Annotated in this window: 24 protein-coding genes; 18 read left to right on the forward strand and 6 right to left on the reverse strand. The window is 61.0% G+C overall.

All coding sequences use genetic code 11. The annotated features are described in order from the left end of the window. Nucleotides 1–4 precede the first annotated feature (4 nt). From ABVN19_RS12830 to ABVN19_RS12845, 4 genes are all read left to right on the forward strand, one after another. Nucleotides 5–1,294: an FAD-binding oxidoreductase gene (locus tag ABVN19_RS12830; protein ID WP_028944293.1), complete on the forward strand. Its 1,290-nt coding sequence runs from the start codon at nt 5–7 to the stop codon at nt 1,292–1,294. A gap of 12 nt (nt 1,295–1,306) precedes the next feature. Continuing rightward, the gene (locus tag ABVN19_RS12835) at nt 1,307–1,864 is read left to right on the forward strand and encodes an XRE family transcriptional regulator (RefSeq protein ID WP_028944292.1); all 558 of its coding nucleotides are present in this window, start codon (nt 1,307–1,309) and stop codon (nt 1,862–1,864) included. Between the two features lie 23 nt (nt 1,865–1,887). Beyond that, nucleotides 1,888–3,240, forward strand: coding sequence for a glutamine synthetase family protein (locus ABVN19_RS12840; protein WP_105642087.1), 1,353 nt, complete (start codon nt 1,888–1,890; stop codon nt 3,238–3,240). 238 nt (nt 3,241–3,478) lie between these two features. Continuing rightward, on the forward strand, nt 3,479–4,153 hold the full coding sequence (locus tag ABVN19_RS12845) for a polysaccharide lyase family 7 protein (RefSeq protein WP_105642088.1): 675 nt from the start codon (nt 3,479–3,481) through the stop codon (nt 4,151–4,153). Nucleotides 4,154–4,165: 12 nt separating this feature from the next. Here ABVN19_RS12845 and ABVN19_RS12850 read toward each other — a convergent pair whose 3' ends face one another. Beyond that, entirely contained in the window at nt 4,166–5,614 is a 1,449-nt protein-coding gene (locus tag ABVN19_RS12850) for an ATP-binding protein (protein ID WP_105642089.1), read from the reverse strand. Nucleotides 5,615–5,838: 224 nt separating this feature from the next. Here ABVN19_RS12850 and yghU point away from each other — a divergent pair, with 224 nt between their 5' ends. The 5 genes from yghU to ABVN19_RS12875 all read left to right on the forward strand — a co-directional run bounded on the left by yghU (nt 5,839) and on the right by ABVN19_RS12875 (nt 9,226). Beyond that, a complete protein-coding gene (gene yghU / locus ABVN19_RS12855) occupies nt 5,839–6,678 on the forward strand; it encodes a glutathione-dependent disulfide-bond oxidoreductase (protein WP_105642090.1) in 840 nt (279 codons plus the stop codon). A 4-nt stretch (nt 6,679–6,682) separates the two neighbouring features. Continuing rightward, nucleotides 6,683–7,345, forward strand: coding sequence for a histidine phosphatase family protein (locus tag ABVN19_RS12860; RefSeq protein WP_256585859.1), 663 nt, complete (start codon nt 6,683–6,685; stop codon nt 7,343–7,345). 29 nt (nt 7,346–7,374) lie between these two features. Further along, nucleotides 7,375–7,584 (forward strand): hypothetical protein, encoded by a 210-nt coding sequence (locus ABVN19_RS12865; protein WP_028944286.1) that lies wholly within the window; start codon nt 7,375–7,377, stop codon nt 7,582–7,584. Nucleotides 7,585–7,610: 26 nt separating this feature from the next. Next, nucleotides 7,611–7,835 carry a hypothetical protein gene (locus ABVN19_RS12870; protein ID WP_028944285.1) on the forward strand — a complete coding sequence of 75 codons (225 nt, stop codon included), beginning with the start codon at nt 7,611–7,613 and terminating at the stop codon, nt 7,833–7,835. Nucleotides 7,836–8,188: 353 nt separating this feature from the next. Further along, the gene (locus ABVN19_RS12875; RefSeq protein ID WP_028944284.1) at nt 8,189–9,226 is read left to right on the forward strand and encodes an ABC transporter substrate-binding protein; all 1,038 of its coding nucleotides are present in this window, start codon (nt 8,189–8,191) and stop codon (nt 9,224–9,226) included. 63 nt (nt 9,227–9,289) lie between these two features. Here the strand turns inward: ABVN19_RS12875 and ABVN19_RS12880 are convergent, their stop codons facing one another. Further along, nucleotides 9,290–10,192: a hypothetical protein gene (locus ABVN19_RS12880; protein ID WP_028944283.1), complete on the reverse strand. Its 903-nt coding sequence runs from the start codon at nt 10,190–10,192 to the stop codon at nt 9,290–9,292. A gap of 254 nt (nt 10,193–10,446) precedes the next feature. On the opposite strand from ABVN19_RS12880, the gene ABVN19_RS12885 reads away from it, so the two are divergent. Beyond that, entirely contained in the window at nt 10,447–12,657 is a 2,211-nt protein-coding gene (locus tag ABVN19_RS12885) for an LTA synthase family protein (protein ID WP_105642091.1), read from the forward strand. Nucleotides 12,658–12,663: 6 nt separating this feature from the next. On the opposite strand, the gene ABVN19_RS12890 is transcribed toward ABVN19_RS12885, so the two are convergent. From ABVN19_RS12890 to glcC, 3 genes are all read right to left on the reverse strand, one after another. Further along, the gene (locus ABVN19_RS12890) at nt 12,664–13,086 is read right to left on the reverse strand and encodes a hypothetical protein (protein WP_028944281.1); all 423 of its coding nucleotides are present in this window, start codon (nt 13,084–13,086) and stop codon (nt 12,664–12,666) included. Between the two features lie 63 nt (nt 13,087–13,149). Next, nucleotides 13,150–13,773 carry a hypothetical protein gene (locus tag ABVN19_RS12895; protein WP_105642092.1) on the reverse strand — a complete coding sequence of 208 codons (624 nt, stop codon included), beginning with the start codon at nt 13,771–13,773 and terminating at the stop codon, nt 13,150–13,152. 99 nt (nt 13,774–13,872) lie between these two features. Then, a complete protein-coding gene (gene glcC / locus ABVN19_RS12900; RefSeq protein WP_028944279.1) occupies nt 13,873–14,646 on the reverse strand; it encodes a transcriptional regulator GlcC in 774 nt (257 codons plus the stop codon). A gap of 252 nt (nt 14,647–14,898) precedes the next feature. Here glcC and glcD point away from each other — a divergent pair, with 252 nt between their 5' ends. The 7 genes from glcD to ABVN19_RS12935 all read left to right on the forward strand — a co-directional run bounded on the left by glcD (nt 14,899) and on the right by ABVN19_RS12935 (nt 24,004). Next, nucleotides 14,899–16,398: a glycolate oxidase subunit GlcD gene (gene glcD / locus ABVN19_RS12905; RefSeq protein WP_028944278.1), complete on the forward strand. Its 1,500-nt coding sequence runs from the start codon at nt 14,899–14,901 to the stop codon at nt 16,396–16,398. Nucleotides 16,399–16,403: 5 nt separating this feature from the next. After that, nucleotides 16,404–17,462, forward strand: coding sequence for a glycolate oxidase subunit GlcE (glcE, locus tag ABVN19_RS12910; RefSeq protein WP_105642142.1), 1,059 nt, complete (start codon nt 16,404–16,406; stop codon nt 17,460–17,462). A gap of 1 nt (nt 17,463) precedes the next feature. Next, the gene (gene glcF, locus ABVN19_RS12915) at nt 17,464–18,681 is read left to right on the forward strand and encodes a glycolate oxidase subunit GlcF (RefSeq protein WP_028944276.1); all 1,218 of its coding nucleotides are present in this window, start codon (nt 17,464–17,466) and stop codon (nt 18,679–18,681) included. A 12-nt stretch (nt 18,682–18,693) separates the two neighbouring features. Then, nucleotides 18,694–19,116: a heme-binding protein gene (locus ABVN19_RS12920; RefSeq protein ID WP_028944275.1), complete on the forward strand. Its 423-nt coding sequence runs from the start codon at nt 18,694–18,696 to the stop codon at nt 19,114–19,116. Beyond that, nucleotides 19,113–21,290 carry a malate synthase G gene (locus tag ABVN19_RS12925; RefSeq protein WP_105642093.1) on the forward strand — a complete coding sequence of 726 codons (2,178 nt, stop codon included), beginning with the start codon at nt 19,113–19,115 and terminating at the stop codon, nt 21,288–21,290. The genes ABVN19_RS12920 and ABVN19_RS12925 overlap by 4 nt, the downstream gene beginning before the upstream one ends. A gap of 125 nt (nt 21,291–21,415) precedes the next feature. Next, a complete protein-coding gene (locus ABVN19_RS12930; RefSeq protein WP_028944273.1) occupies nt 21,416–23,116 on the forward strand; it encodes an L-lactate permease in 1,701 nt (566 codons plus the stop codon). A gap of 303 nt (nt 23,117–23,419) precedes the next feature. Continuing rightward, the gene (locus ABVN19_RS12935) at nt 23,420–24,004 is read left to right on the forward strand and encodes a hypothetical protein (RefSeq protein ID WP_028944272.1); all 585 of its coding nucleotides are present in this window, start codon (nt 23,420–23,422) and stop codon (nt 24,002–24,004) included. A 195-nt stretch (nt 24,005–24,199) separates the two neighbouring features. On the opposite strand, the gene ABVN19_RS12940 is transcribed toward ABVN19_RS12935, so the two are convergent. Beyond that, entirely contained in the window at nt 24,200–25,171 is a 972-nt protein-coding gene (locus tag ABVN19_RS12940; RefSeq protein WP_105642094.1) for a hypothetical protein, read from the reverse strand. 236 nt (nt 25,172–25,407) lie between these two features. Here ABVN19_RS12940 and ABVN19_RS12945 point away from each other — a divergent pair, with 236 nt between their 5' ends. Beyond that, complete coding sequence (locus ABVN19_RS12945; protein ID WP_028944270.1) at nt 25,408–26,370, forward strand: bifunctional GNAT family N-acetyltransferase/nucleoside diphosphate kinase regulator; 963 nt, start codon at nt 25,408–25,410, stop codon at nt 26,368–26,370. The last annotated feature ends 172 nt before the right edge of the window (nt 26,371–26,542 follow it).

Consider the following 26,542-nt stretch of genomic DNA (forward strand, 5'->3'; position numbering starts at 1 on the left):
CGCCATGTTCAAGCAATCCGCCCAGCATGTCGCCAGCTACTACGCCCGCACCTTCCCCACTGCCATCCCGCTGCGCGCCACCCTGCACGAATCCCTCGACACCGAGGTGCTGGTGATCGGCGCCGGTTTCAGCGGCCTGCACACGGCGCTGCGCCTGGCCCTGGCCGGCAAGCGGGTGACGGTACTGGAAGCCAGCCGGGTAGCCTGGGCGGCATCGGGGCGTAATGGCGGGCAGGCATTGCTGGGCTGGTCGTGCGACATGCCGCCACTGGAAAAAGCCCTGGGCCATGAGCGTGCCCGCCGCCTGTGGGACAGCATGTGCTGGGCCGCCGGTGAAATGCGCGCCCTGCCCCAGCGCCACGGCTTTGATATCGACTACCGTCCCGGCAGCCTGTGGACCGCCGTACTGCCACGCCGGGTCGGGATGCTGCGTGAAGCCCAGCGCGAGGCCGTAGACAAGTGGGGTTACGACAAGCTACGCCTGATCGAGCGCGGCGAGTTACCCGACTGGATCGACAGCCCCCGCTACCAGGCCGCGCTGTATGACCCTGAGGGCGCCCATCTCAACCCGCTGAAACTGGCCCAGGGCCTGGCTGCTGCCATCGAGGCCGCCGGCGGGCGCCTGTACGAACAGACCCGGGTACTGGACTACCGCGAAACCGCAAAAGGCTATGTGGCCCGCACCGAACACGGCGAGGTGCGCAGCGACGTGCTGGTGCTGGCTTGCAACGCCTACATCGACGGCCTGGACCGGCAACTGTCGCGCCGCCTGCTACCGGTGGGCTCATACCAGGTGGCCACTGCACCCCTTGATCCGCAACTGGCCCACTCGTTGCTGCCGCGCAACAGCTGTGTGATCGACAACCAGTTCGTACCCGACTACTTTCGCCTGACCCCCGACCACCGACTGCTGTTTGGCGGCGGCTGCACCTACCTGGGCGGCATTCCACGAGATGTGGCCGCCGCTACCCGCCCGGTGCTGGAGCGCGCCTTCCCGCAACTGCGTGGCGTGGCCATCGAACACGCCTGGGGCGGGCACATCGACTGCAGCCTGCGGCGTACCCCGGATATCGGTCACAGTGGCCAACGCTACTGGTTGCAGGGCTTTTCCGGGCATGGCGTACTGCCGACCCTGGCCGGCGCCCGCGCCGTCAGCGATGCCATTCTCGGCGACACCGACTTGCTGGCGTTGTACCAGGCCATCGACAACGGCCGCTTCCCCGGCGGCGACGTGCTCGCCGCCCCGCTGGAAGCGGCAGCCAAGGCCTGGTACCGCCTGCGCGACAACCTTTGAGAGGACAGCACCATGGACATGCAGGATGAAATCGAAGGCCTGGCGATCCTGATCCGTGACCTGCGCAAGCACCGCAACCTGACCCTGGGCGAGCTGGCCCAGCGTATCGACCGCTCGGTGGGCTTTCTGTCCCAGGTCGAACGCGGCCTGTCGCGCCCCACCGTGGCCGACCTGACTGCCATCAGCGAAACCCTGGATGTGCCCACCACCTACTTCTACAACCTGAGCAAACCTCGGGAGCTGGACTGGGTCACCCGCCCCGGTGAGCGCCGCACCTTGTACTACGCCGGCGGCATTACCGACGTGCTGGTCTCGCCCAAGCTCACTGGCGGCTTCTCCATGCTCGAAAGCCACCTGGCGCCGGGTGCCAGCAGCGGTGAGGGCCACCTGGACGACAGCTCCGAGCAAGGCGGCTTCGTCCTCGAAGGGCAATTGAGCCTGTGGCTCGACGACAGCGAGGCACCCGTGACCCTGAACCCCAACGACAGCTTCCAGCTACCGCCACACAGCCAGTTCCGCTACGCCAACCTGACCGACCAACCGACCCGGGTACTCTGGGTATTTCGTTGAACAACGCTGCAGGATCGCAATCGATGACAACAACAAAAAGCTTTCCCGATCTGCTCACTGAAGTCCGTGAATTTCGCGCCCGATTCCCCGAGGTGCGCTATGTCGACCTGATCAGCCTGGACATTCCCGGGCATTTTTATGGCAAGCGCTACCCCATCGACATGCTCGAGAAAGTCGCCGCCGGCAGCCCCCTGAAACTGCCACAGAACTGCGTGCTGCTGGGCGTTCAGGGCGGGCTGTTCCCGATTGGCGACTACTGTTTCAACGACGGCGACCCCGATGCGCCGCGCCGCCTGATCCCTGGCACCCTCAAGCCGGTGCGCTGGGAAAACCAGCCCCTGGGGCAGATGCTGATCAGTTCCGATGGCACCCCCGCGCCCATCGAGTTCGAGCCCCGGGAAGTACTCGCCCGGGTGCTGCAGCGCCTTGAGCAGCGCGGCATTCGCCCAGTGGTAGCGTTCGAGCTCGAGTTCTACCTGTTCGACCGCAGCCTCAAGGACGGCCTGCCGCAGTTCCCTCGCGACCCGTTCAGCGATGACGCCGACGATCAACCGAACATGCATATCGAGCGCCTGTCGCGCTATTCCGACGTACTGCGCGAGATGGTCGAGGCAGCCAATGAGCAAGGCGTGGACGCCAACGTGATTACCGCAGAGCTTGGCCCTGGCCAGTTCGAGATCAACTTCGGTCATTGCGACGACGGTCTTCGTGCCGCCGACTGGGCGGCCCTGTTCTGCCGCAGCACCCGTGGCGTGGCGCTCAAGCACGGCATGCGTGCAAGCTTCATGAGCAAACCTTACCTGCAGGCTCCGGGCAGCGGCATGCACGTGCATATCAGCCTGTACGACCGGGATGGCAACAACCTGCTGGCCGCCAATGACCAACAACCCTTGCGCCATGCCGTGGCGGGCTGCCTGGAACTGCTGCCGCACTGCATGCCGATCTTCGCCGCCAACCACAACGCCATGCGCCGCTACGGTGCCATGGTCAACGCTGCCAGCCGCGCCAGCTGGGGTTACGAAGACCGTGATGCGTGCATCCGCATTCCCGAGTCCGACCCGCGCAACCTGCGTATCGAGCATCGCCTGGCCGGCGCCGACGCCAATCCGTACCTGGTCCTGGCAGCCATCCTGTGTGGCATGGAGCACGGGCTGGACGCCGGCCGTGAGCCGATTGCCCCGCTCAATGAAGACCGCGCCAGTGGCATCGACTTCCCCAAGGACATGCTCACCGCCGTCAGCGCCATGCGCCAGCATCCGGCGGTCAATGAAGGCTTGGGCAGCGAGTTCGTGATGGTGTATTGCGAGAACAAGCGCCAGGACCACCTGGCCTTTTTGCATGACATCAGTGCGCGGGAGTATCGGTGGTTTCTTTGAAGACCCTGCCGCTTTCGTAGCCGCTGCCGCCAGGCCGCGATCGACCGCAAAGCGGTCCTAGACGGTAGATGGCGACTGCTACGCAGTCGATCGCAGCCTGGCGGCAGCGGCTACGTGGTGGTACGGATACCTATCACGGCTAAATTAATTTAGCTTTATGCATTGACGCATATTTAGCTTGAAGCTAGTTTTATGCCTGAGCGCGACGCATTCTGTCGCGCATTCAGGAGTAAAAACCATGTCCGTAAACATCAACACCCTCACCATCACCCTCCCCGTTCCCAAATCCGTCACCGATCCCGTCGCCCTGGAGCTCACCGGCGTCCAGGCCCTGGAACGCTACCCGGCAGTACTCGCCACCCTCGCCGACGGTTCGGTACGCTTCACTGCGCCCACCAAAGGCGCCTCCAGCAAAAGCACTCACCGTACCCGCTGCGAATGGAAAGAACCGCTCTACTGGCCCCTCGACAGTGCCGACCTGCACCGCAACCATCAGGTCATGACCCTGACCCGGGTCAACCACGCACAAAAGGTGGTGATCTCGCAGTTGCACGTCAAAAACGACGACAGCCCCGCGCTCAAGGTGTTCTGGAACAAGGGCAAGATCAGCTACGGCTTTCGCCAAAGCTTCAACCAGGCGGCGCCCGCCAGCATCACGCTATTGAACAACGTGCCTTTGGGGGCAGCTTTTACGGTGACGCTGGAACTGACCGGAAAAGGTGCCCTGACCCTCACGGCCCGGTGCAATGGGCTGAGCGCCAGCACCGGCGTGCTGCAAATGGACAGCAGCTGGAATGCGCGCACCTTCAACTTCCATGGCGGGGTCTACAACCAGGTCGACTACACCAGCTCGACCGCCTCCGACGACGCCTCGGTGTGCATCCTCAGCACCCTGCAACTACGCCACGTCTAAGGCCCGCCGCGTTCACGCGCTGACGTTGAAGCACAGGCACACGCGGGTGCCTTCCTGTTCGCGGCTGTCGAGCTGAACCTCTCCGCCGAACCGCTCCATGATCTGCCGGACCATGATCAGGCCGATGCCCAGCCCGCCTTGCTTGGTGGTATAGAACGACTTGAAGGCCGCCATTTCCTGCTGTCGTGTCATGCCTTTGCCGGTGTCGTTGATGAACAGATAAACCGTGTGCCCGTCGGCAGACAGGGAGGTCGCCATGTGCAAGCGGCCGCCTTCGGGCATCGCCTCGATGGCATTGGCGATAATGCTGTTCAGCACCTGCGCCAGCAGCAACGGGTGGCTGACTACCAGGGGCACGGGCACAAGATCAAAGCTCGGCTGGATTCTCGACCGCTCGATTTGCTGTTCAAAACCCTTCAATGTGCCTCGCACCGCATCGATCAGCTCGACCTGCTCTGATTCGCCGCGCAGCGGTCGCAGACACAGCAACAGGTCCCGTACCCAGATCGACATGCGGTCGACCTGGCTGACGATGTCGTCGATGTACTTGCCCGCCGGCTGCCCTGGCAGACCCTGGGCAAGTTCGGCACTGGTGCGGATGCTCGCCAGTGGGTTGCGCATACTGTGTGCCACGGCGGTCGACATCTCGACCAGCCCGCCGTAGGTCTTGTTGGCCACCAGTTGGTCTTGCTGCGAGGCCAACAGTTTGGAAGCGCGCCAGACAATCCAGAACAACCCTACGTAAATGGCCAGGCCGCCAAGCGCGGTGGCCATCCAGATCAGACGAAAGCCGCGGTTGACCCGCTCGATCAGGTCCACCGGCTCTTTATAGATCTCGACCATGGCCAACACATTGCCTTGCTCATCGTGGAGCGGAATGTAGTTTTCGATGAAGAACGCCCGGGGTGGTTGCATGAACTGCTGGTCAAGCCGTTGCTGCTGGACCTCGTTGTATTTGGCCGACACCTGGCCCCGGGTCGTGAATGCCGCCTCAAGGGCCGGATCATCAATGATCTTGCGCCCTATCAACGCAGGATTGGTCGACCACACCACCACCCGCCGGGGCGAGTAAATGGTGGCCAGCAGCGAATCGGGAAGGTGGGCAAGGTGATCGAGGAACTCCGAGCGCGACCGTGCCCGGTTACTCAGGGTTTGCTCGTTCAACATGGCATACATGGGCGACACCAGGATGGCGCCCATCTGCATGCCGGTCAGATCGTGATGGCGAATTTCGCCGACGGCCACCGCCTGGATAAACTGGGCCGACAGCAACGCATCGCGCTCCAGGCTTTCGTTCATCAAGAAGCGCGTCGACAGTGAGCCCAGGCCAATAGCCACGGCGCCAATGATGATAAAACTGATCACCGAGAACCAGCGCAGCAGGTTGAACTGCCCCAGGGCTGTAGTGGGCGTGAATGCTCGAAACGGCAGGTGCTTGAACCAGGATGACGCTGCATTCATGGAATCGGCTCGCCAACTGTAACGGCAATGATCGTGCGTTGTGGCTGACGTTGGCCAAGCCCGTACCCACCTTTTTCCTACACTCTAGCTGGACATCATTTGGCCTGCATCGAACCCGGAAAAGAAACCGCGCGCGCTCTATTTTGCCCCTGTCGCCATTGCCGAAGGTATGCTGTCGAGCGCACACTTTTGCCCTTCGCATTGCCCACCAGGAGGTTCGTCACATGAGCAAGGCACCCTATGCTCCCCCCAAGGTCTGGCGACACGAGGCGCCCAATGGCGGCGAATTCGCCAACATCAACCGCCCCGTCGCAGGCCCCACCCACGACAAGGCCCTGCCGATGGGCAAGCATCCGTTGCAGCTGTATTCGATGGCGACCCCCAATGGCGTGAAGGTCACCATCCTGCTCGAAGAGCTGCTGGCACTGGGGCACACCGCGGCCGACTACGATGCCTGGCTGATTCGTATCGGCGAGGGCGACCAGTTTTCCAGCGGCTTTGTTGCCGTCAACCCGAACTCGAAGATCCCCGCCCTGCTGGACCGCAGTGAAAACCCGCCCATCCGCGTATTTGAGTCCGGCTCGATCCTGCTTTACCTGGCAGAGAAGTTCGGCAGCTTCCTGCCCAAGGACCTGGCCGGGCGCACCGAAACCCTGAACTGGCTGTTCTGGCAAATGGGCGCCGCTCCTTATCTGGGCGGTGGTTTCGGGCATTTCTATGCCTACGCCCCGGAAAAATTCGAATACCCGATCAACCGCTTCACCATGGAAGCCAAGCGCCAGTTGGACGTGCTCGACCGCCGCCTGGCCGAAAGCCCCTACCTTGCCGGCGACAGCTACACCATTGCCGATATTGCCGTGTGGGCCTGGTATGGCCAACTGGCGCTGGGCAACGTGTACTCGGCAGCCGAGTTCTTGAGCGTGCATGAATACACCCATGTCCAACGCTGGGCACAGGAGATCGCCAAACGACCTGCGGTTGTCCGTGGCTTGCGCGTCAACCGAACCTGGGGAGACGACGCCAGCCAGGTGCCAGAGCGGCATCACGCAGCAGACCTGGACTAGCCCCTTGGCATCGGAGAACACCACTCGGCAGCAGGTCGTCAGGCTCATTCGCCATGGCGAAAGCGCGGCCAACATCGGAGCGGCCACTGACGACCCTGCGCTCATTCCCTTGACCGAACAGGGTGTGGAGCAAGCCCGGCGCGTTGCCCAGACATTCCTGAAGGCCCCCGGGCTGATCGTGACGTCGCCCTTCATCAGGGCGCATTGCACGGCGCAAGCCACCGCGGGCCTGTTTCCCGAGACGGCAGTCCAGGTGTGGCCGATTCACGAGTTCACCTACCTGGAGCCCAGCCGCTGCGCAAACACCACGGCCCAGGAGCGCCGTGCCTGGGTGCAAGCGTATTGGCGCACAGCCGACCCCGACTACCGCGATGGCCCCGGCGCAGAAACGTTCAGGGAGTTCACCCAGCGTGCCCGGGATTTTCTTGATGCACTGGGAAGCTGCCCCCGCGACGTCGCCGTGTTTTCCCATGGACAGTTCATCAATGCCGTTGCCTGGTTGCTTGAGGGCAAGGCTGAATCTGTTGCGCAGGGGTGCATGCTCGACTATCGGGCGTATGAATTGTCGAACCCTGTGGCCAATTGCTCGGGTTACCAGATCCACAGGACAACAAACGGCAGCGACTGGCAGCTTGGAAGGCAACGCGAGCGTTTGGCTGCCTGCTAGGCTATCCCTTACTTCAGGAGGACCAGGCCATGTCTACCAACAACCTCATCCCTTCGATTATCTTCAAGCTCAACGAGAATCAGCTCGCCATCGCCGAAGCGGTCGAGGAACTCTCCAACCGGATCGAACAGCTACACGGCCCTGCCGATGGCTCGATCAAGATACGCAACGCCTTGGCCAAGCTGGACGACAACCTGGAGTTCATCACCCGTGGCGTTGCAAAATTGATGAATGATTGAGGCCTGGAAAGCCTGGAGGACTGCCCATGGTTTCAGACAAACGCACCCTATCGCTGCTCTCCCGACTTGCAGATGCCCAACTGGCCCTGGCCACCAGCATGAGGGGCGTATCCCCGAGCACTGAAGGCTATCCGGGGCCTGCACTGCTGCATATCGCCGAAGCCATGGAGAACATCGAAGCCGCGCTGGTCGAGATCAAAGCGTCGACCGACGCGATGCATTCGCCTGCGGTGAAAAGCAACCTACACTGAACGTGCTGGGCTTTTCCCCTTTTTCCGCCCGGCATCAGCCCGCTTCGGCGGGCTTTTTGTTGTGCTGCTTGTTGGCATGCAGTGAACCGCCACACCCGCCCGCCGCATCAGTTTATTCAGTTCCGATCTAAACATCAGAAAATGTAGAATTTTTCTACCTTTCGTTCCATGCCACTTTACACGGCAAGAAAATGGACCATAGGAAACCTCTATTGTTCGTTGCCGGGTGGTACACGCACTCCATTCGGCGCCGGACGTACCGAGACCCGGATGTCTCTCGCCTGGGAAGGCCGCGTTAGCCCCGGTGTCTTGAGTGATGTGTCATCACCCTTGAACAGTAGGAGATAACAATAATGATCAACACTCTGAAATTCGCAGCGCTGGCAACGGGGATCATGGCTGCCAGTCATGGCCTGGCGGCCGACCTCACCATTGTCTCCTTCGGGGGCGCCAACAAAGAGGCTCAGGTCAAGGCCTTCTACAAACCCTGGCAGCAGGCCAGCGGCAGCACGATCATTTCTGGGGAATACAACGGTGAAATGGCCAAGGTCAAAGCCATGGTCGATACGCGCAGCGTCTCGTGGGACGCAGTGGAGGTTGAATCCGCCGAGCTTGCCCGTGGCTGTGACGAAGGCATGTTCGAGACACTCGACCCCGCCCAGATCGGCCTCGACACCGAACACTTCGTCCCCGGCGCTATCCAGCCCTGCGGCATCGGCTTCCTGGTGTACTCGACCGTACTGGCCTACAACGCCAGCAAATTGAAAGAAACACCTACCGGCTGGAAAGACTTTTGGGACGTCGAACGATTCCCGGGCAAGCGCGGCTTGCGCAAGCTGGCCAAGTCGACCCTGGAATTCGCCCTGATCGCCGATGGTGTTGCACCGGCAGAGGTCTACACATTGCTGGCGACCGAGGCCGGGCAAGACCGCGCCTTCGCCAAACTGGACCAGATCAAGCCGCACATCCAGTGGTGGGAGGCGGGTGCGCAGCCTCCGCAGTACCTTGCTGCCGGCGACGTGGTCATGAGTTCGGTCTACAACGGTCGCCTCTCGGCCGAGCAGCGCAAAACCTATGACCTGAAGATCGTCTGGTCGGGCGGGCTCTACGAGTTCGACTCATGGGCGATACCGCGCGGCGCCTCCAGCCAGGAAAAAACCCGCGAGTTCATCGCCTTCTCGCTGGAACCGACGCAACAGAAAAGCTTCGCCGAGGCCATCGACTACGGCGCTGCCAACCTGCAGGCCATGGAGCTGCTCGACAAGGCGCGTATCGCCGAACTGCCCACCGCACCCGAGAACCTTGCCCAGCAGATTCCAGTCGATGCGCTGTTCTGGGCGGACCACGGTGAGCACCTGGAGCAACGCTTCAATGCCTGGGCTTCACGCTGATGCGCTGAACGGTGATTCATGATCGAAATCCAGCCCGCCTCTGCGCGGGCTCTTTTATGCCCATCAGCATTCGAACTTGTAATACTCGCCGCCTCTGATCCCCACCATTCTTGGAACCCGGATCTCCACCCTGAACAGGTTGCGGACCAGCTCGTTCAAGTCGCCTTCCGACCGGAAGCCCAGCAGGATCATCCTGTCTTTTTCTGCAAGTAGCCTGGCGACAGAAATCACCGACAGTGCCAGCGCGGGCAATGACTTGCGCCCATAAAAACAGATCGATCGCCGGGTATAGGCCCGCCCCTTTATCAATGTCTTCGCCTCTTCACTAATCCCCGGCAGCCTGCACGGCGGAACATTCATTATAAGTTGATCAAACAGCACCATGGAGGCCGATGAAAAAACGGGGTGTTGAAACGCAACCTTATAGACAGTGCTACCGAATCGGCTGCCCTTGCCATTGACGACACTTTTCTTGGGCGATACACCGCATTCCAAAGAGAAAAAGACATTATCATCATTGGCCAGACCCACAATATCGCTGTGGCACGTATGCTCTACCGCCAGGGCCACATTACCCTCAATCAACTTACGCCTTGAATACAAGACCAAGTCGCCTTGAGCATTGACGACTGCTGGACTGTTGGTGGAGTGACACGCATAGAAACTTGACCGCATGAAGGCATCAAAAAAAAGCGATTCTTCGCAGTCCAGCGGGCCAAGGGCCTTTAAAAGCGAGCCGTAGTTATTATTTGCCAAATCACTGAAGTCGCTTAGCCCATTTCCAAACCTGACCCCTGGAATCAATACGGCGAGAAAATCCAGCGCCGAGTGATTAGTGATGAAATTCTGATACCACAGGGCACCTTCCTTAATCATTGCATTGTTGATTTTTTTTGCCCTGTTACGCCTGAATTTCTCCTTGAGCCACTCACCCGCCCAGCGTTCTTTATCAGATAACACCTTCATCCATCCCTGTGCGCATGAAGGCCAAATCCTTATATCTCCATCCTCGGCTGTCTATCCGCACCTTGTAACAATGCAGAATATAGGACGATTCCTAATACATGTTGCAACGTCCGTCCCAGGCAGCGTTGCCGGAGTTCAAGGCAGGGGAAAGCCTACTCACTCCCAGACCGCTCATGAATTTCCCGGATCGTTTTCACATTGCTTGGTACCATTGAGCATACTTATGTGAAGCTTTGATGATTGGAAGGATTTTTGTGAACGTCATCCGCCACCTGCTACGGCATCCTTATGCGCGCCTTGTGGCCCTGACCGGGCTGGTGCTGGTCATCCCCGTGTGCCTGCGCGTGGCACTGGGTTGGTCCAACTCGCTCGGATTTGTCTCAGACCTGGGGATTGCCAGCCTGCTCATCGTGCTCCTGCAGGGTCGTCCCTGGTGGCAATCGCTGCCGGTGTTGCTGGCATGGGGGTTGATGACGCTGGGCACGGTCGAACTGGTCAGCGCCGTGGGCCGGCTTCCAACGGTTTCGGACCTCCACTACCTCATCGACCCTCAGTTCCTCGAAAACTCCAGCGGCGGTGGTTTCGCTCAACCCTGGTTCGCTGCGACCCTCCTGCTCGGGCTGGTGATCTGGCTGACGACACATTGGCTTGGGCGCTCCACCCCCTCGCCGCGCTTGCCGCGCCGCGCGTGGGCAGCGCCACTACTCCTGCTGCTTGGCCATTGGGGCGCCCAGCATCTGCACCCCACTGATGCAGACCAGTGGTATGTGTACAACCTGCCTCATCAGTTGCTGGCCGCCAGCGTTGGCGACGTGCAAATACGCGCGGCAGAATGGCTGGAGGGCGACGTTGTCGACGTCGTGCCGAACATGGCGGGCCTCACCCAGCTGGATCTGGATGGCCACAAACTGCTCGCGGCACCGGGAACCGCTCGCAACGTGCTGATCATCGCGCTGGAAGGCATTCCCGGCGCCTACATCGGGGTCAATCGCCAGGCCTTGCACAGCAGTTACGAAGAAAACCTCATGCCCAATCTCAGTCGCTGGGCAGAACGCGGCATGAACACCCCTGACTATGTGCTGCACAGCCACCAGACCATTCGCGGCTTGTATGCAATGCTCTGCGGCGATTACGACAAGCTCGACAATGGCACCCCCAAAGGGGTCGAGATGCTGACCCAGAATGAGCGCAACCAGGCGTGCCTGCCCGCCCAGCTGCGCCAGAACGGCTTTGCCACGCACTATCTGCAGGGCGCCGGCCTGCGCTTCATGGCCAAAGACAAGATCATGCCGCACATCGGCTTCGACACGACCCTGGGGCTTGAATGGTTCACCAACAGCAACTACCTGGAGTTCCCGTGGGGCAAGGATGACAAGGCGTTCTTCGAAGGTGCCCTGGACTACGTCGGCCAGCTGAAAAAGCAAAAGCAGCCCTGGATGCTGACCCTGCTGACCGTCGGCACCCACCAGCCCTATTCGGCGCCTGATGACTACCTGCAACGCTACGACACCCCCAAGCAGGCCGCCGTTGCCTATCTGGACGATGCCCTGGGCGCGTTTCTCTCCGGCCTGGAAAACCAGGGCGTGCTGCAAGACACCCTGGTGGTCATTACCTCGGACGAATCCCACGGCATCGAGGGTGTTCGGTTGGCTTCTTCATGGGGTTTCAACCTGATGCTCGCACCCGAGCAGCATCAACTGCCCCATGTGAAAACCGGGGTGTACGGCCATGTCGACCTGAGCACGTCGATTCTCGACTATTTCGCCCTGCCGGTCCCCACCGCCTTGAGCGGTCGCTCCCTGTTCCGCGACTATGTGACAGGCCGCGAGATCATGTCGTATACCAATGGCAAGCTGCGCTACCACGATGGCCAGGGCACCTTTGCCGAATGCGACTTCCAGCAGCGCTGCCAGCAGTACGCAAGCGACGGGTTTGTCGCCGAACGCAAGACCCTGATTGGCCAGTACGGTGGCTCGCGCGCCCGGCAAGTCACGGCGCGAGCCACCGCCCTGGATCGTTCGCTTCTGCGCACGCCGCTGAACCAGCACTACCAGTTCGGCAGCCCCGCCATCATCCCGCTCCAGGCGCAAATCAAGGATGACTGGGCCGACAACCTGATCGGCGCCCAGTACCTGGAAATGCCCAAGGGTTCACAGACGCGAGTACGCCTGACCGTGCGCTCGGTAGACCCGCAACAGAACGCCTACATCCTGCTCAAGGCCAAGGAGCTGGAACAGGATGTGCCGCTGGGCCTGCCCGCAGAAATGCTGGTAACCGCCGACAAACCGCTGGAGATGGATTTCAGTTTCGACAACCCGCAATCGCGCAAGGCGTTCTCTTTCCATCTGCTCGGCTATGGGCTGGGCGCCGTCGAGGTCAGTGATTTCAGCGTGATCACCGAATCGACCGGACAACCCGAGAACGTGGACGAGCTCTCCGAGGAACGCAGTGTCCACTCCAGTTGATTGGCCTCACATGAGGCAATAGAAATCGCTGAGCTCTGAGACAATCTCGCGCTTGGCGTTGTACAAGCGGGCCTCGGGGGTGAAGGCAATCGAGCGCCCCTCGAGGACATAGCGTTGGCCTGCCTGGAAATGCTGGTAATTGAGGGTCAGGTAACAAACGCGCACCGAGGGCCCGCCCATCATGCCCATGCCCCCGCCCCCGGCCACCTCGAAGTCGAACCGAACGATCAACTCATGACTGCCAGGGCTGACTTGGAAAAAGCGCCCGTCGCGCAGGCGCTGCTTATCCAGGCGCTCGGCCAGCAGCAACCTGTCGTTGGGAAAAGGTGTAGAGAAGTCGACCCAGGCCATCTGTGGGTCAGCCACTGGCATCGGGGCCTGGCAGCCGGCAACGACACTGACGGCGAGTAACAGCATCATCCTGCTCATGACAAATACCCCAAGGGGTTATTGATTCAGGATAGCGCCGACCGGGTCTGTTGGCGGCGCCAGCTATCGAGGTCGGGCATAGAAACCCGGCGCAGTGAGCACAACGGAAAACTCGTAGGTCAAGCCTTTGCGTCTCATCGTTGACGTGTAGACATTACACAGAAGCCTGCCGTTGCCCTCCGGCGGGATCAACGAAATGGGCCGGGTCTTGTAGGGGCTCAGGTCAAGCGGGGCACCCGCCAGTTCACCTGTCTTTATCGCTGTAATGACAGCGTTCTTGGTAACGGCACTCACTCTCTCTTTGACGAGCACCTGCGATACCTGGAACTTCAACGACGAAAGCGACTTCGAAATGAGCAAGACACACTGATCGTCAATCTCGGCATTCAGGTTTTTTCCTGCATCCTCGGCGCTCCACAAAAAAAACGCATTGCGACGACTCGACATCGGGTTGGCTCGATAGGTGTAGGGCGCTGCCAGCGAGACAGGGGCATCGGCGGCGTAGGCATAGTCGATCGACTTATGGAAAGCATCGGTGAGGGTAGGATGATTTCTAGCCATGTAGTCCCGCACATAGGCCTCTGTGTACCAGCGATGGGCAGCCAACACCCTCAGTTTGTCAGTGCTTGCAGTGGCGGGCTGGAGCATGGCCGAACAAACACCGACGACTGCCAGCGCCCTGAACATCACCTGAGTTCCTTTCAACCTGTTCCCCTTCCGGGCTAATAGCACAATGCCCCCATCCTACTGCAAACGACCTGCGGCTGCTGGATCAATACGCAGCGCCTAAGCCCAGCCTTCAAGGCGCATGGTTGCGCGCACGAGGCGCTGCTCCTCCAGTTCGATTTCCTTGAGGTTGTCGCGAATGCCGTTGATGTGTTCGCGCGCGGCGCGCTGGGCTTGCTCTGGGAGACGCTCGATGACCGCGTGGTACAGACGGGCATGCTGGCGGTCGATCTGGCGTTTTTGTACCGGCCGGTGGTAGAGGTTGTTGACCGAGGCAAACACAGTGCTGAGCATCAGGTCGGTCAATGACTGCAGGGTGTGCAGCAACACCGGGTTGTGCGAGGCCTCGCAGATCGCCAGGTGGAAGGCGTGATCGAGACGGGCATGTTCGTGCGGTTCGACTGCTTCTGCCTGGCTGTGGGCGGCGAGCATTTCTTCATAGCGCCGGGTCAGCAGGACGAAATCCGCGTCTGTGCCGCGCAAGGCAGCCAGGCGTGCCGATTCGGCTTCCAGCAGTACGCGCACTTCCAACAGGTCAAAGAGGGTGCGCGGCTGTGAGTTGAACAGGTGCATCAGCGGACTGGAATCACGCGGCCCGTTCAGCGTGGCCACCCGCGAATCGCGGCCCTGGGCCGTCTCGATGATGCCGCGCCCGCGCAGCACCTTCAGCCCCTCGCGCAGGGCCGAGCGGGAGATCCCCAGTTTTTCGCACAGGCGACGCTCCGAAGGCAGCGCCTGGCCGACCTTGAGTACGCCATCGACGATCAATCGCTCGATCCGCTCGGCCACTACATCACTGACCTGGCGACGATTACCAACTGTTTCTTCATGCATGCGGGGCGCCTCGGTCAACTGGTAGTACCAGTTTCAATAGGTCGTTCTTGTGCCTCGCACTATAGCTGCAGCACCCGTTATTTATAAGCCTCCAGGCAGAAACTGCCCGCGCCCCCGCTGGAACAAACTGGTCATACCAGTAGATGAGGCGATAGACGGCACGCGTGCAAGGCTCTACACATAGCCCCATAACAAGCGGATCGGCTCGCTACCGGTACTGCACACAAGAACGACTTCAAGCGAGAACCTGCCATGAGTATTTTGTACGACGAGCGCGTCGATGGGGCGCTGCCCAAGGTCGACAAGCCTGCCCTTCTGGCTGAACTGCGTGCTCAGCTTCCGGACATGGAAGTGCTGCACACCCAGGAAGATCTCAAACCCTACGAATGCGACGGGCTCTCTGCCTACACCACCACACCGATGCTGGTGGTGTTGCCTGAGCGCATCGAGCAGGTCGAGCGCCTGCTCCAACTCTGTTATCAGCGCAATGTACCCGTGGTGGCGCGCGGGGCCGGGACGGGCTTGTCAGGTGGCGCGCTGCCGGTGGTCCAGGGCGTTCTCCTGGTGATGGCTCGATTCAAGCACATCCTTGAGGTCAACCCTGAGGGGCGTTTTGCCCGCGTCCAACCGGGCGTTCGCAACGTGGCGATCTCTCAGGCGGCTGCGCCTTACGACCTGTATTACGCACCGGACCCCTCCTCGCAAATCGCCTGTTCGATCGGCGGCAACGTCGCCGAGAACGCCGGCGGCGTGCACTGCCTGAAATACGGCCTGACCGTACACAACCTGCTCAAGGTGGACATTCTCACCGTTGAAGGTGAACGCATGACCCTGGGCAGCGATGCCCTGGATTCGCCCGGCTTCGACCTGCTCGCCTTGTTCACCGGCTCCGAAGGCATGCTGGGGATCATCACCGAAGTCACGGTCAAGCTCCTGCCCAAGCCGCAGGTGGCCAAGGTGTTGCTGGCCAGCTTCGACTCCGTGGAAAAAGCCGGGCGTGCGGTCGGAGAAATCATTGCCGCCGGCATCATTCCTGGTGGCCTGGAAATGATGGACAACCTGGCAATTCGCGCCGCCGAAGACTTTATCCACGCCGGTTACCCGGTGGATGCCGAAGCCATCCTGTTGTGCGAGCTCGACGGTGTGGAAGCCGATGTGCACGACGAGTGCGAGCGTGTCAGTGCGGTGTTGGCCCAGGCCGGAGCCACCGAGGTGCGCATGGCCCGCGATGAGGTAGAGCGCGTCAAGTTCTGGGCCGGACGCAAAAACGCCTTCCCGGCCGTCGGGCGTATTTCGCCGGACTACTACTGCATGGACGGCACCATCCCGCGTCGCGAGCTGCCCGGCGTCCTCAGGGGCATCAGTGAACTGTCCGAGGCCTTCGGCTTGCGGGTGGCCAACGTATTCCACGCCGGTGACGGCAACATGCACCCGCTGATTCTGTTCGATGCCAACCAGCCCGGTGAACTGGAGCGTGCCGAGGCCCTGGGCGGCAAGATCCTCGAACTCTGCGTCAAGGTCGGCGGCAGCATCACCGGCGAGCACGGCGTGGGTCGCGAGAAGATCAACCAAATGTGTGCCCAGTTCAACAGCGACGAGCTGAGCCTGTTCCACGCAGTGAAAGCGGCTTTCGATCCCAAGGGCCTGCTCAACCCCGGCAAGAACATCCCCACCCTGCACCGCTGCGCCGAATTCGGTGCCATGCATGTCCATCACGGCAAGTTGCCTTTTCCCGAGCTGGAGCGTTTCTAATGGTTATGCAGCATGACGGCGACGCCAGCGCGGCGCTGCTGGAACACGTCAATCACGCCCTCAACAGCTCGACTGCCTTGCGCATCCAGGGTGGCAACAGCAAGGCGTTTCTCGGCCGTAACGTTGAAGGCGAAGTGCTCGATACCCGTGCCCACCGTGGCATCGTCAGCTACGACCCGACCGAACTGGTGATCACAGCCCGAGCGGGCACGCCGCTGGCGGAGCTGGAAGCTGCGCTGGACGCAGCCGGGCAGATGCTCACGTGCGAGCCTGCGCGCCATGGCGACGCCGCGACCGTCGGCGGAATGCTCGCTACAGGCCTGTCAGGCCCGCGGCGGCCGTGGTCCGGCGCGGTTCGCGACCTGGTCCTGGGTACCCGCTTGATCACCGGCACCGGCAAGCACCTGCGTTTTGGTGGCGAGGTAATGAAAAATGTTGCCGGCTATGACCTGTCGCGTTTGCTGGCCGGCAGCTTTGGCTGCCTGGGGGTGATTACCGAAGTGTCGCTCAAAGTGTTGCCCAAGCCGCGCCAGTGCCTCAGCCTGCGCCTGGAAATGGACGCTGCCCTGGCGCTGCGCAAGCTCGCCGAGTGGGGCCAGCAGCCCATTCCGCTGAGCGCCGCCAGTCATGATGGTGGTGCGTTGCACCTGCGCCTGGAAGGTGGCGAAGGCTCGGTAATGGCTGCCCGCGAACGTCTTGGCGGCGAACTGATCAAGCCCGCGTACTGGGACGACCTGCGTGAGCAGCGCCTGGATTTTTTCGCGACCCCGGGACCGCTGTGGCGCCTGTCGGTACCGACCAGCACCGACGTGCTGGCACTGCCCGGCGACCAACTGATCGACTGGGGCGGTGCGCAGCGCTGGCTGAAGTCCGATGCCGATGCCGCGCTGATCCGCCAGCTCGCCACCGAGGTCGGCGGTCATGCCACCTGCTTCACCGCCGGGCACTGCGACAGCCCGTTCCATCCGCTCTCCCCGCCATTGCTGCGCTACCACCAGCAGCTGAAGGCCCAGCTCGACCCCCAGGGCATCTTCAACCCTGGCCGCCTGTATTCCGAGGTGTAACGTGCAGACCCATTTGAGTGAACAGGCCAAGCAACTGCCGCGTGCCGAAGAAGCCGAACGAATCCTGCGCAGCTGTGTGCATTGCGGTTTCTGCAACGCCACCTGCCCGACCTACCAATTGATTGGCGACGAACTCGACGGTCCACGCGGGCGCATCTACCTGATCAAGCAAGTGCTGGAAGGCAACGAGGTCACCGCCAAGACCCAACTGCACCTGGACCGTTGCCTGAGCTGCCGCAACTGTGAGTCCACCTGCCCGTCGGGCGTGCAATACCACAATTTGCTGGATATCGGCCGCGCCGTCGTCGACGCCGCCGTGCCCCGCCCGCTGGCGCAACGGGCACTGCGTGAAAGCCTGCGTGCCGTGGTACCGCATGCTGGCCTGTTCAAAGGGCTGACCCAGGTCGGCCAGGTGTTCCGGCCACTGCTCCCCGCCAGCCTCAAAGCCAAATTGCCGCGCACGGCGGGTGTCGCCAAGCCTCGCCCCGCCCCCCGGCATGCACGCCGTGTGCTGATGCTAGAGGGCTGTGTGCAGCCTGGCCTGGCACCCAATACCAACGCTGCCACGGCGCGGGTGCTCGATCGCCTGGGTATCAGCGTCACGCCGATCCATGAGGCCGGTTGCTGCGGTGCCGTGGACTACCACCTCAATGCCCAGGAGCAAGGCTTGCAGCGCGCCAGGCAGAACATCGATGCCTGGTGGCCCGCCATCGAACTGGGCGCCGAAGCCATTGTGCAAACCGCCAGCGGTTGCGGCGCCTTCGTCAAAGATTATGGCCACCTGCTGGCGCATGACCCGGCCTATGCCGAGAAGGCCAAGCGCGTCAGCACCCTGGCCAAGGACCTGGTCGAGGTGCTCAGCGTCGAACCCCTGGAGCAGCTCGGCGTACGCACCGACAAGCGCCTGGCGTTCCATTGCCCCTGCACCCTGCAGCACGCGCAGAAGCTCGGCGGCGCGGTAGAAAGTGTGCTCGTTCGCCTGGGTTTTGCGCTGACGACGGTACCCGACAGCCACCTGTGTTGTGGCTCGGCCGGTACCTATTCGCTGACCCAGCCGGCGCTGTCCAGGCAACTGCGCGACAACAAGCTCAATGCCCTGGAAAGCGGCAAGCCACAGGTGATCGTCACCGCCAACATCGGCTGCCAGACCCACCTCGACGGCGCCGGCCGTACCCCCGTGCGGCACTGGATCGAACTCGTCGAAGAAGCCCTGCATTAATCGGAGAACACCATGCTTAGCAAAGCCGTACTGAGCCAGACCGAAGTGAGCAAGATTCTCGCCGCCGCCCGCAGCGAGGCCGAGAAAAACCAGTGGGCGGTGACCATCAGCGTGGTCGACGACGGCGGCCATCCGCTGGCCCTGGAACGCCTTGACGGTTGCGCGCCTATCTCTGCCTACATTGCCAGCGAGAAGGCACGCAGCGCCGCCATCGGGCGTCGCGAAACCAAAGGTTATGAAGACATGGTCAATGGCGGGCGCAGCGCGTTTCTGTCTGCCCCGCTGCTGACCTCCCTGGAAGGCGGTGTGCCGGTGATTGTCGATGGCCAGGCCATCGGCGCGGTGGGCGTTTCCGGGGTCAAGGCCGATCAAGACGCACAAGTGGCCAAGGCTGGCGTCGCCGCCCTTAACTGTTTTCTGGAGAGTGGAAAATGACTGACCGCGTGAACTGCCACCGCCTGCAAGTGGCGTCCAATCTGCAACGTTTCGTCGACGAGGAAGTGCTGCCGGGCAGCGGCATCCAGCGCGAGGCGTTCTGGGCCGGCTTCGACACCCTGGTGCATGACCTGGCACCGCGCAATCGCGCCCTGCTGGCCGAACGTGACGCGCTGCAGGCAAAGCTGGACACCTGGCACCGCGAGCACCCAGGCCCGGTGAGCGATATAGCGGCCTACCGCACCTTCCTCGAATCCATCGGCTACCTGCTGCCGCAGCCAGACAGCGTGCAGGCCAGCACCGCCAATGTCGACAGCGAGATTACCCACCAGGCCGGCCCGCAGCTGGTAGTGCCGGTGATGAACGCCCGCTACGCGCTGAACGCCGCCAATGCACGCTGGGGTTCTTTGTACGATGCACTGTATGGCACCGATGCCATTGCGCAGGACGGGGGTGCGCAGAAGGGGCCGAGCTACAACCCGGTGCGTGGCGACAAGGTCGTCGCCTTCGCCCGCGCCTTCCTCGACCAGGCCGCGCCGCTGGCCAGCGGCTCGCATGTCGACGCAGTCAATTACCGGGTGAGCGACGGGCAGCTCCAGGTGACCCTGGCCAACGGCACCCAGGCCGGCCTGGCCCAGGCCGACAAATTCGTCGGCTACCAAGGCCAGGCCAATGCGCCAACAGCGGTGCTGCTGAAGAACAACGGCCTGCATGTAGAGATCCAGATCGATGCCAGCAGCCAGATCGGCGCCACCGATGCCGCCGGGATCAAGGACCTGCTGATCGAGTCTGCACTGTCGACCATTCTCGACTGTGAAGACTCCGTTGCGGCGGTCGATGCCGACGACAAGGTGGTGATCTACCGCAACTGGCTCGGCCTGATGAAAGGCGATCTCAGCGAAGCACTGGAAAAGGGCGGCAAGCAAATCGTCCGCCGTCTCAACCCGGATCGCGAGTACACCGCTGCCAGCGGCGGCGCGTTGAAACTGCACGGCCGCTCACTGCTGTTTGTGCGCAACGTCGGCCACCTGATGAGCAACCCGGCAATTCTCGACGGCGAAGGCCGCGAGATTCCCGAAGGCATCCTCGACGGGGTGATGACCAGCCTGATCGCCCTGCATGACCTCAAGCGCCAGGGCAATTCGCGTACCGGCAGCGTCTACATCGTCAAGCCGAAGATGCACGGCCCGGCCGAAGTAGCCTTTGCCGACCAGCTGTTCGCGCGTATCGAGGACGTGCTGCAACTGCCGCGTCACACCCTGAAAATGGGCATCATGGACGAGGAGCGCCGCACCAGTATCAACCTCAAGGCGTGCATCGCCAGCGCCAGTGCCCGCGTAGCCTTCATCAACACCGGTTTTCTCGACCGCACCGGCGACGAGATGCACACCGCCATGCAAGCCGGCGCCATGCTGCGCAAGGGCGACATGAAAAGCAGCGCCTGGATCCAGGCCTACGAGCGCAACAACGTACTGGTTGGCCTGAACTGCGGCCTGCGTGGCCGGGCGCAGATCGGCAAGGGCATGTGGGCCATGCCCGACCTGATGGCCGCCATGCTCGAACAAAAGATCGCCCACCCCAGGGCCGGCGCCAATACCGCCTGGGTCCCCTCGCCCACCGCTGCCACTTTGCATGCCCTGCACTACCACCAGGTGGATGTGCAGGCGGTGCAGCGCGAGCTGGAGGCCGTCGACCTGAACAGCCAGCGCAACGATCTGCTCGATGGCCTGCTCAGCGTACCGGTGGCCGCCCAGCCGAACTGGAGCGCCAGCCAGATCCAGGAAGAACTGGACAACAACTGCCAGGGCATCCTCGGTTATGTGGTGCGCTGGGTCGAGCAAGGCGTCGGCTGCTCCAAGGTGCCGGACATCCACAACGTCGGCCTGATGGAAGATCGCGCGACCTTGCGCATCTCCAGCCAGCACATCGCCAACTGGTTGCACCACAAGGTCATCGACGAGGCGCAGGTACGCGCCAGCCTGGAACGTATGGCCAAGGTGGTCGACCAGCAGAACGCGGGCGATCCGTTGTACCGGCCGATGGCTGGCGACTACGCGGGGTCCATGGCGTTCCAGGCGGCCTGCGACCTGGTGTTCAAGGGCCGCGAGCAACCCAGCGGCTATACCGAGCCGTTGTTGCACGCCTGGCGCCTGCGCTTCAAGCAACAGGGCTGAACGAAGCATGACGCGCCGACTGGTGATCCCGGTCGGCGCGGGTCGCAGGGCACAGGTGCTCTCGATACGTGGTACGGGATACCCCCGGAAAACTGTGGTTCACAACAATAAAAAGGAACCAAACCATGAGTCAGACGTTGCTTTCGATCCTGGCATTCGTGCCGCTGGTACTGGCAGGCATATTGCTGGTCGGCTTTCGCTGGCCAGCCAAATACGCCATGCCGGTTGTCTTCCTGCTCACGGCACTGATCGGCCTGCTGGCCTGGGACATGTCGTTCAATCGGGTCCTGGCTTCCACTTTGCAGGGCCTTATCCTCACCGCGGCGATCCTGTGGATCGTCTTCGGTGCCATTCTGCTGCTCAACACCCTCAAGCACTCTGGCGGCATCAGCGCCATTCGCCGCGGCTTTGCCAACATCAGCCCTGACCGCCGGGTTCAGGCGCTGATCGTGGCCTGGCTGTTCGGCTGCTTCATCGAGGGCGCGTCCGGCTTCGGCACCCCTGCCGCGGTGGTCGCGCCGTTGATGGTTGCCCTGGGCTTTCCGGCCATGGCCGCCGTGGTACTCGGCATGCTGGTGCAGTCGACGCCGGTCTCGTTTGGAGCGGTCGGCGCACCCATGGTGGTCGGCGTGGCCGGGGGCCTTGACCAGACCGGCATCGGCACCCAACTGGCTGCCGTTGGCAGCAACTGGGAGGTGTTCTTCCACCTGATCTTCTCGCGGGTGGCGATCATCCATGCCCTGTGTGGCATCCTCATGCCGCTGATCATGGTCAGCATCATGACCCGCTTCTTCGGCAAGAACCAATCCTGGCGCGAAGGCCTGGAAATGGCGCCGTTTGCGATCTTCACCGGCCTCGCCTTCGTTATTCCCTACGCCGCCGCCGGCGTATTCCTCGGCCCGGAATTCCCCTCGATGATTGGTGCCCTGGTAGGCCTGAGCATCGTGATCCCGGCGGCCAAGGCCGGCTTCCTGCTGCCCAAGGGCACCTGGGACTTTGCCCCGGCCAGCGAGTGGCCCGCAGAGTGGATGGGCAAGATCGAGATGAAACTCGATGACATGGCCGGCAAGAAGTCGATTTCCGTGCCACTGGCCTGGGCGCCCTATGTGCTGCTCGCCGTGCTGCTGGTGTTGTCGCGCAACATCCCGCAACTGAAGGCCTGGATGTTGTCGCTGAGCTTTGGCGCGAAGGACATCCTCGGTGAGACAGGCGTATCGGCCAGCCTGGAGTTGCTCTACCTGCCAGGCGGCCTGCTCTGCGTGGTTTCGTTGATGACCTTTTTCCTGCACCGCATGCGCGCACGCGAGTTGATGGCGGCCGTGAACGAATCGAGCAAGACCCTGCTCGGCGCAGGCTTCGTGTTGATCTTCACCATTCCGATGGTGCGCATCCTGATCAACTCCGGGGTCAACGCCTCGGACCTGGTATCGATGCCAGTGGCCATGGCGCGCCTGGTCGCCGACAGCGTCGGTGGCGTGTACCCGATCTTCGCCCCTTCGGTGGGCGCACTGGGGGCCTTTATTGCCGGCTCCAATACCGTGTCCAACCTGATGCTGGCGCAGTTCCAGTTCAATACTGCGGAGTTGCTGGGGATCTCAGGCGCACTGATGGTGGCGTTGCAATCCGTGGGTGCTGCCGCCGGGAACATGATTGCGATTCACAACGTGGTGGCTGCGTCGGCCACCGTCGGCCTGCTCGGGCGTGAAGGGATCACGCTGCGCAAGACCATGCTGCCGACCCTGTATTACATCGTGCTGGCGGGGAGCATTGGCATGATTGGTTTCTACCTGCTGGGTATCAGTGATCCGTTGCACATGGGGTCTTGAGGCCTGCCCGCTGCCCGCCGATTGGCGGGCAGTTTCACCTTGCTACGTTACGGAATGGCGCAACGCCAGTATTACGCCGACGCTTATAGGCTTCTGATTTGCAAAGAGATGTATTAATTGCTTATTTGTAACCCTCACCCAAAGTGGGTACGTTGCCGACGTGTTAGGTAGCTGCAGCCGTATTCTTTACACGAATGCCAAGCCCTCTAAATATCAAGATTTCAACTATCGGCTCACACTGCTGACAACGGACGTCTGGCGTGAATTTCCTGACCCCATACATCCGATCATAATGGTGCTGCCATGCGTTTCATTGAAATAAACCCACAGCGCGATAATCCCTTGACACTGATAGTGGACGAGGACATAACACTTCCCTCTGAAGATGAACAACACGCAGTGAACCTTTCACTGATTACGCCCAGGCACGAGGAATTGGCGTATGGTCGCTGCTCTATTTACAGGGAGCCGGAGGGTCGTGATTACCTGATGATCTCCGCCATTTACGTCGAGGGCAATGAAAATAATCCGACTATAAAGAAGCCAAATCCCCATGTTGGGCTAGGCCAGCTTTTAGTTTATGCAGCCATGAAATTCGGCCATGAGCAAAATGTACAGACTACGTTGCTTTCGCCTCTTCCCGGGAGTGAAGGCTTCTATATAAAAATGGGATTTTATCCAAAAGTCACAGGCAATCCGAACAGGATGGTCAATGCAGGTGATCTACCCAGGTCGCACAAGGGGAAGTTGAATCCAAAATGGCTGACCCAATTTGCTAAATCCTCATTTCTTCACCAAGACTTCCGCGGCCCCATCTGGGCTGGGAGTACTTCACTTGTTTATCTGCAGCTTAAAGAAAATATTCTGAAGTCATGGACAGTTGCATGATCATGATTATGCGCCTGCGGCTCGGCAAATCAGCGCCTCGAACCTGATGACCGCTCAACAGCAAAGACCCCGGCTCAGGCCGGGGTCTTGTTTTGCCCATGTGGAACCCTCTCGGTGGCGACTCGCGCGCTCAGCCACTGACTTCCAATCACCCCATCACATGGCTCGAAGGCAGCAATAACCGCCCCGGGATCACTACCCGCGAACATCTGCCGGGAAGTAATCCGGCAGCTTGCAATCCGGTTCGCCGGCAATGCAGATTGCGCTGCCCGGATCCATGAAATCCTGATAGCTTCCCGACCCGATAAACGCCGAACTGTCTCCGCGGCAATTGACACCGTCTTCCCCCTCGTCGGCACAGTACGCTGGCTGCCCTTCAAACTGGAAAATAATGATCTTGCCAGTGCCTGGGTTGCCTGCTCGGGTGCGGCTGCCAGCCTCTGCCGCGGGCGACGCTTGAGTCGTGGCTGGTGATCCCGCTCCAGTGTTGCTCAGGTGGTCCTCGAAGTACTCGACCGCAGACTGCGATTGAGCCGGCTGTGACATAACTGCTGGTGGGTTTAGGTCATGCGCTCGCGCCTGTTCATGCTCGAGGGTCCGACCGACGAGAACATCAAACTGACGGCTCATGCGCTTGATCGACTCAGGCGCATGCTTACCGGATTTATCGAACAGCGCCCAAAGGTACAGTTCGTCATCAACGCCATCGATCATGTCGAAGGAATGTTTGCCGTCAGTGATCTTGATGCCCAGAAACCCGTTCACCATCGCATTACTCTTCAGAAACCGCTTCGGCATGACCGTGAACATGATCTGCATCTGCCGGTCATTGCCGATGTCCGCCGTGGCCTCGACGATTTTGAACCCGCTGGCCATCTCCGCCTGCTGAACCTCGGCACCTTTCGCGTACTGGATACTCACGTTGGACAAACTTTTGTTGTCCTCCAAGGCATCCTCAAGCGTCATGGACGTGTCTATTCCCGTGGCGACCAACAGGTTGTGCTTACGCTCCGGGTCCTCCAGACGAGTGCCCGTGAGAGGAATGAGATCATCGGGCGTGACTTCTTCAACGGCATCCAGAGCATTGTTGGAGAACACGTAGAATGGGAGATAAAAGACCATCGATATGAGGGTGAGACCGAGCCAGACTTGAAACAGCTTGCGCATGCAATGTCCTTAATTGTTGCGATGAACGTTAAGGAAGGAGAATACCCCGCCGGATGGCCAGATGCCATCAACGCAGAGCGATACATTTTCCCCCAGTGGCGAACTGATCAATACGTGCTTGCAACGTCAGCTTTTGCGCACAGCCCATTAGCAATGCTACCTGGAGGAAAGGTACGCAACCTGTTCGGCATCACTCACGTTTTGTCTTACTATGGCCGGTTGCCGAAAGAACCGTCATGGCCATAGCCATGAAGGGCTTTCACCCTTTACAAATGACTGTGGTGAAGATGAACAAGCCTTTCATTTCGCTGTGCCCTGAGATTACTCGGGCACACGCACTGACGCTGATGGATTGGTTGGAAGATGAGCGCGTCACCTGCTATCTGAGCGATTCGCGTCATGTCTCCCGCTCCATCGAGCAAGTCATCGATCGGACTCAATTGCCGATCCTGACTCATCTATTCAACCGGGGCGGCCGATTCTTCATGGCCTATGACCGGCATGACGCCCCGGTGGGCTTTGTCCGCCTCATCAAGACCGGCTCCAATTGCGAGATAGTCCTGGTCATCGGAGACAGCGACAAATGGGGCCGAAACCTTGGCGCCCGCACGATCCGCGAAGGCATGAAACTGGCTTTCCTCGACATGCGGGCCGAGAAGCTCATCGCCAAGATCCACCCGGACAACGCGCGCTCGCTGAAAGCCTTTCTGCGCAGCGGCTTTCTGCTTGAGAGCGAAACCCCGACATTGAAGTCATTTTCCATGACGGCGGGGCGCTATCTCCATTTCTTGCGCGAAGGTGCCATTGGCGACTCCACTGAGATTTACATCACTGAAATCGACAAGGCCAGGCTCGAGAGCCTGATCGCGCTCGAGCAAGGCCAGGCCGTTGTTGAACTCGAACATGAGCTTGAGCGAGCCATTGTCGTCAAGCCGCAACAGGTGGCGCGCAATGTCGTCACGATGAACTCCAGGGCATTGCTGCAGCTGGACGACGAAGAGATCGAAGTGGCCCTGGTCTACCCTGAAGACGCGGACAACAGTGCCGGGAAGTATTCCGTATGTTCCGACATCGGCGCCGCTATCCTGGGCTATCAGGAGGGGGACGCCATCGATTGGCGAATTTCTGACCGGACACGCCGGATTGGGATCAGGAAAGTGCTTTACCAGCCGGAGGCCGCGGGCGATTTCCACCTGTAATTGCGCCTTTAACTCAGTGTTCGTCCATCAGGCGCGAAGATCCCCCAACCAAGGACGGGGCCGGGTTTTTCGTGCCTGATGCAGACCATCTACCACTGGCCGCGCCGTTCACCGTTCATGACCGGGCATAAGCGAACGGCTGGCCGCCCTGACAAAACAAGCCGCCTAACTC

Source organism: Pseudomonas vranovensis (genome assembly GCF_040438935.1).
Classification (GTDB): Bacteria; Pseudomonadota; Gammaproteobacteria; order Pseudomonadales; family Pseudomonadaceae; genus Aquipseudomonas; species Aquipseudomonas vranovensis.

Excerpts from the sequence above, each read along its gene's own strand:
- ABVN19_RS12830 (WP_028944293.1), top strand. The coding sequence starts at position 5 with ATGTTCAAGCAATCCGCCCAGCATGTCGCCAGCTACTACGCCCGCACC.
- yghU (WP_105642090.1), top strand. The coding sequence starts at position 5,839 with ATGAGCAAGGCACCCTATGCTCCCCCCAAGGTCTGGCGACACGAGGCG.
- ABVN19_RS12845 (WP_105642088.1), top strand. The coding sequence starts at position 3,479 with ATGTCCGTAAACATCAACACCCTCACCATCACCCTCCCCGTTCCCAAA.
- ABVN19_RS12935 (WP_028944272.1), top strand. The coding sequence starts at position 23,420 with ATGCGTTTCATTGAAATAAACCCACAGCGCGATAATCCCTTGACACTG.
- ABVN19_RS12945 (WP_028944270.1), top strand. The coding sequence starts at position 25,408 with ATGGCCATAGCCATGAAGGGCTTTCACCCTTTACAAATGACTGTGGTG.
- glcD (WP_028944278.1), top strand. The coding sequence starts at position 14,899 with ATGAGTATTTTGTACGACGAGCGCGTCGATGGGGCGCTGCCCAAGGTC.
- ABVN19_RS12930 (WP_028944273.1), top strand. The coding sequence starts at position 21,416 with ATGAGTCAGACGTTGCTTTCGATCCTGGCATTCGTGCCGCTGGTACTG.
- glcC (WP_028944279.1), bottom strand. The coding sequence starts at position 14,646 with ATGCATGAAGAAACAGTTGGTAATCGTCGCCAGGTCAGTGATGTAGTG.
- ABVN19_RS12850 (WP_105642089.1), bottom strand. The coding sequence starts at position 5,614 with ATGAATGCAGCGTCATCCTGGTTCAAGCACCTGCCGTTTCGAGCATTC.
- ABVN19_RS12870 (WP_028944285.1), top strand. The coding sequence starts at position 7,611 with ATGGTTTCAGACAAACGCACCCTATCGCTGCTCTCCCGACTTGCAGAT.
- ABVN19_RS12940 (WP_105642094.1), bottom strand. The coding sequence starts at position 25,171 with ATGCGCAAGCTGTTTCAAGTCTGGCTCGGTCTCACCCTCATATCGATG.
- ABVN19_RS12835 (WP_028944292.1), top strand. The coding sequence starts at position 1,307 with ATGGACATGCAGGATGAAATCGAAGGCCTGGCGATCCTGATCCGTGAC.
- ABVN19_RS12880 (WP_028944283.1), bottom strand. The coding sequence starts at position 10,192 with ATGAAGGTGTTATCTGATAAAGAACGCTGGGCGGGTGAGTGGCTCAAG.
- glcE (WP_105642142.1), top strand. The coding sequence starts at position 16,404 with ATGCAGCATGACGGCGACGCCAGCGCGGCGCTGCTGGAACACGTCAAT.
- ABVN19_RS12865 (WP_028944286.1), top strand. The coding sequence starts at position 7,375 with ATGTCTACCAACAACCTCATCCCTTCGATTATCTTCAAGCTCAACGAG.
- ABVN19_RS12875 (WP_028944284.1), top strand. The coding sequence starts at position 8,189 with ATGATCAACACTCTGAAATTCGCAGCGCTGGCAACGGGGATCATGGCT.
- ABVN19_RS12925 (WP_105642093.1), top strand. The coding sequence starts at position 19,113 with ATGACTGACCGCGTGAACTGCCACCGCCTGCAAGTGGCGTCCAATCTG.
- ABVN19_RS12890 (WP_028944281.1), bottom strand. The coding sequence starts at position 13,086 with ATGAGCAGGATGATGCTGTTACTCGCCGTCAGTGTCGTTGCCGGCTGC.
- ABVN19_RS12920 (WP_028944275.1), top strand. The coding sequence starts at position 18,694 with ATGCTTAGCAAAGCCGTACTGAGCCAGACCGAAGTGAGCAAGATTCTC.
- ABVN19_RS12840 (WP_105642087.1), top strand. The coding sequence starts at position 1,888 with ATGACAACAACAAAAAGCTTTCCCGATCTGCTCACTGAAGTCCGTGAA.
- ABVN19_RS12895 (WP_105642092.1), bottom strand. The coding sequence starts at position 13,773 with ATGTTCAGGGCGCTGGCAGTCGTCGGTGTTTGTTCGGCCATGCTCCAG.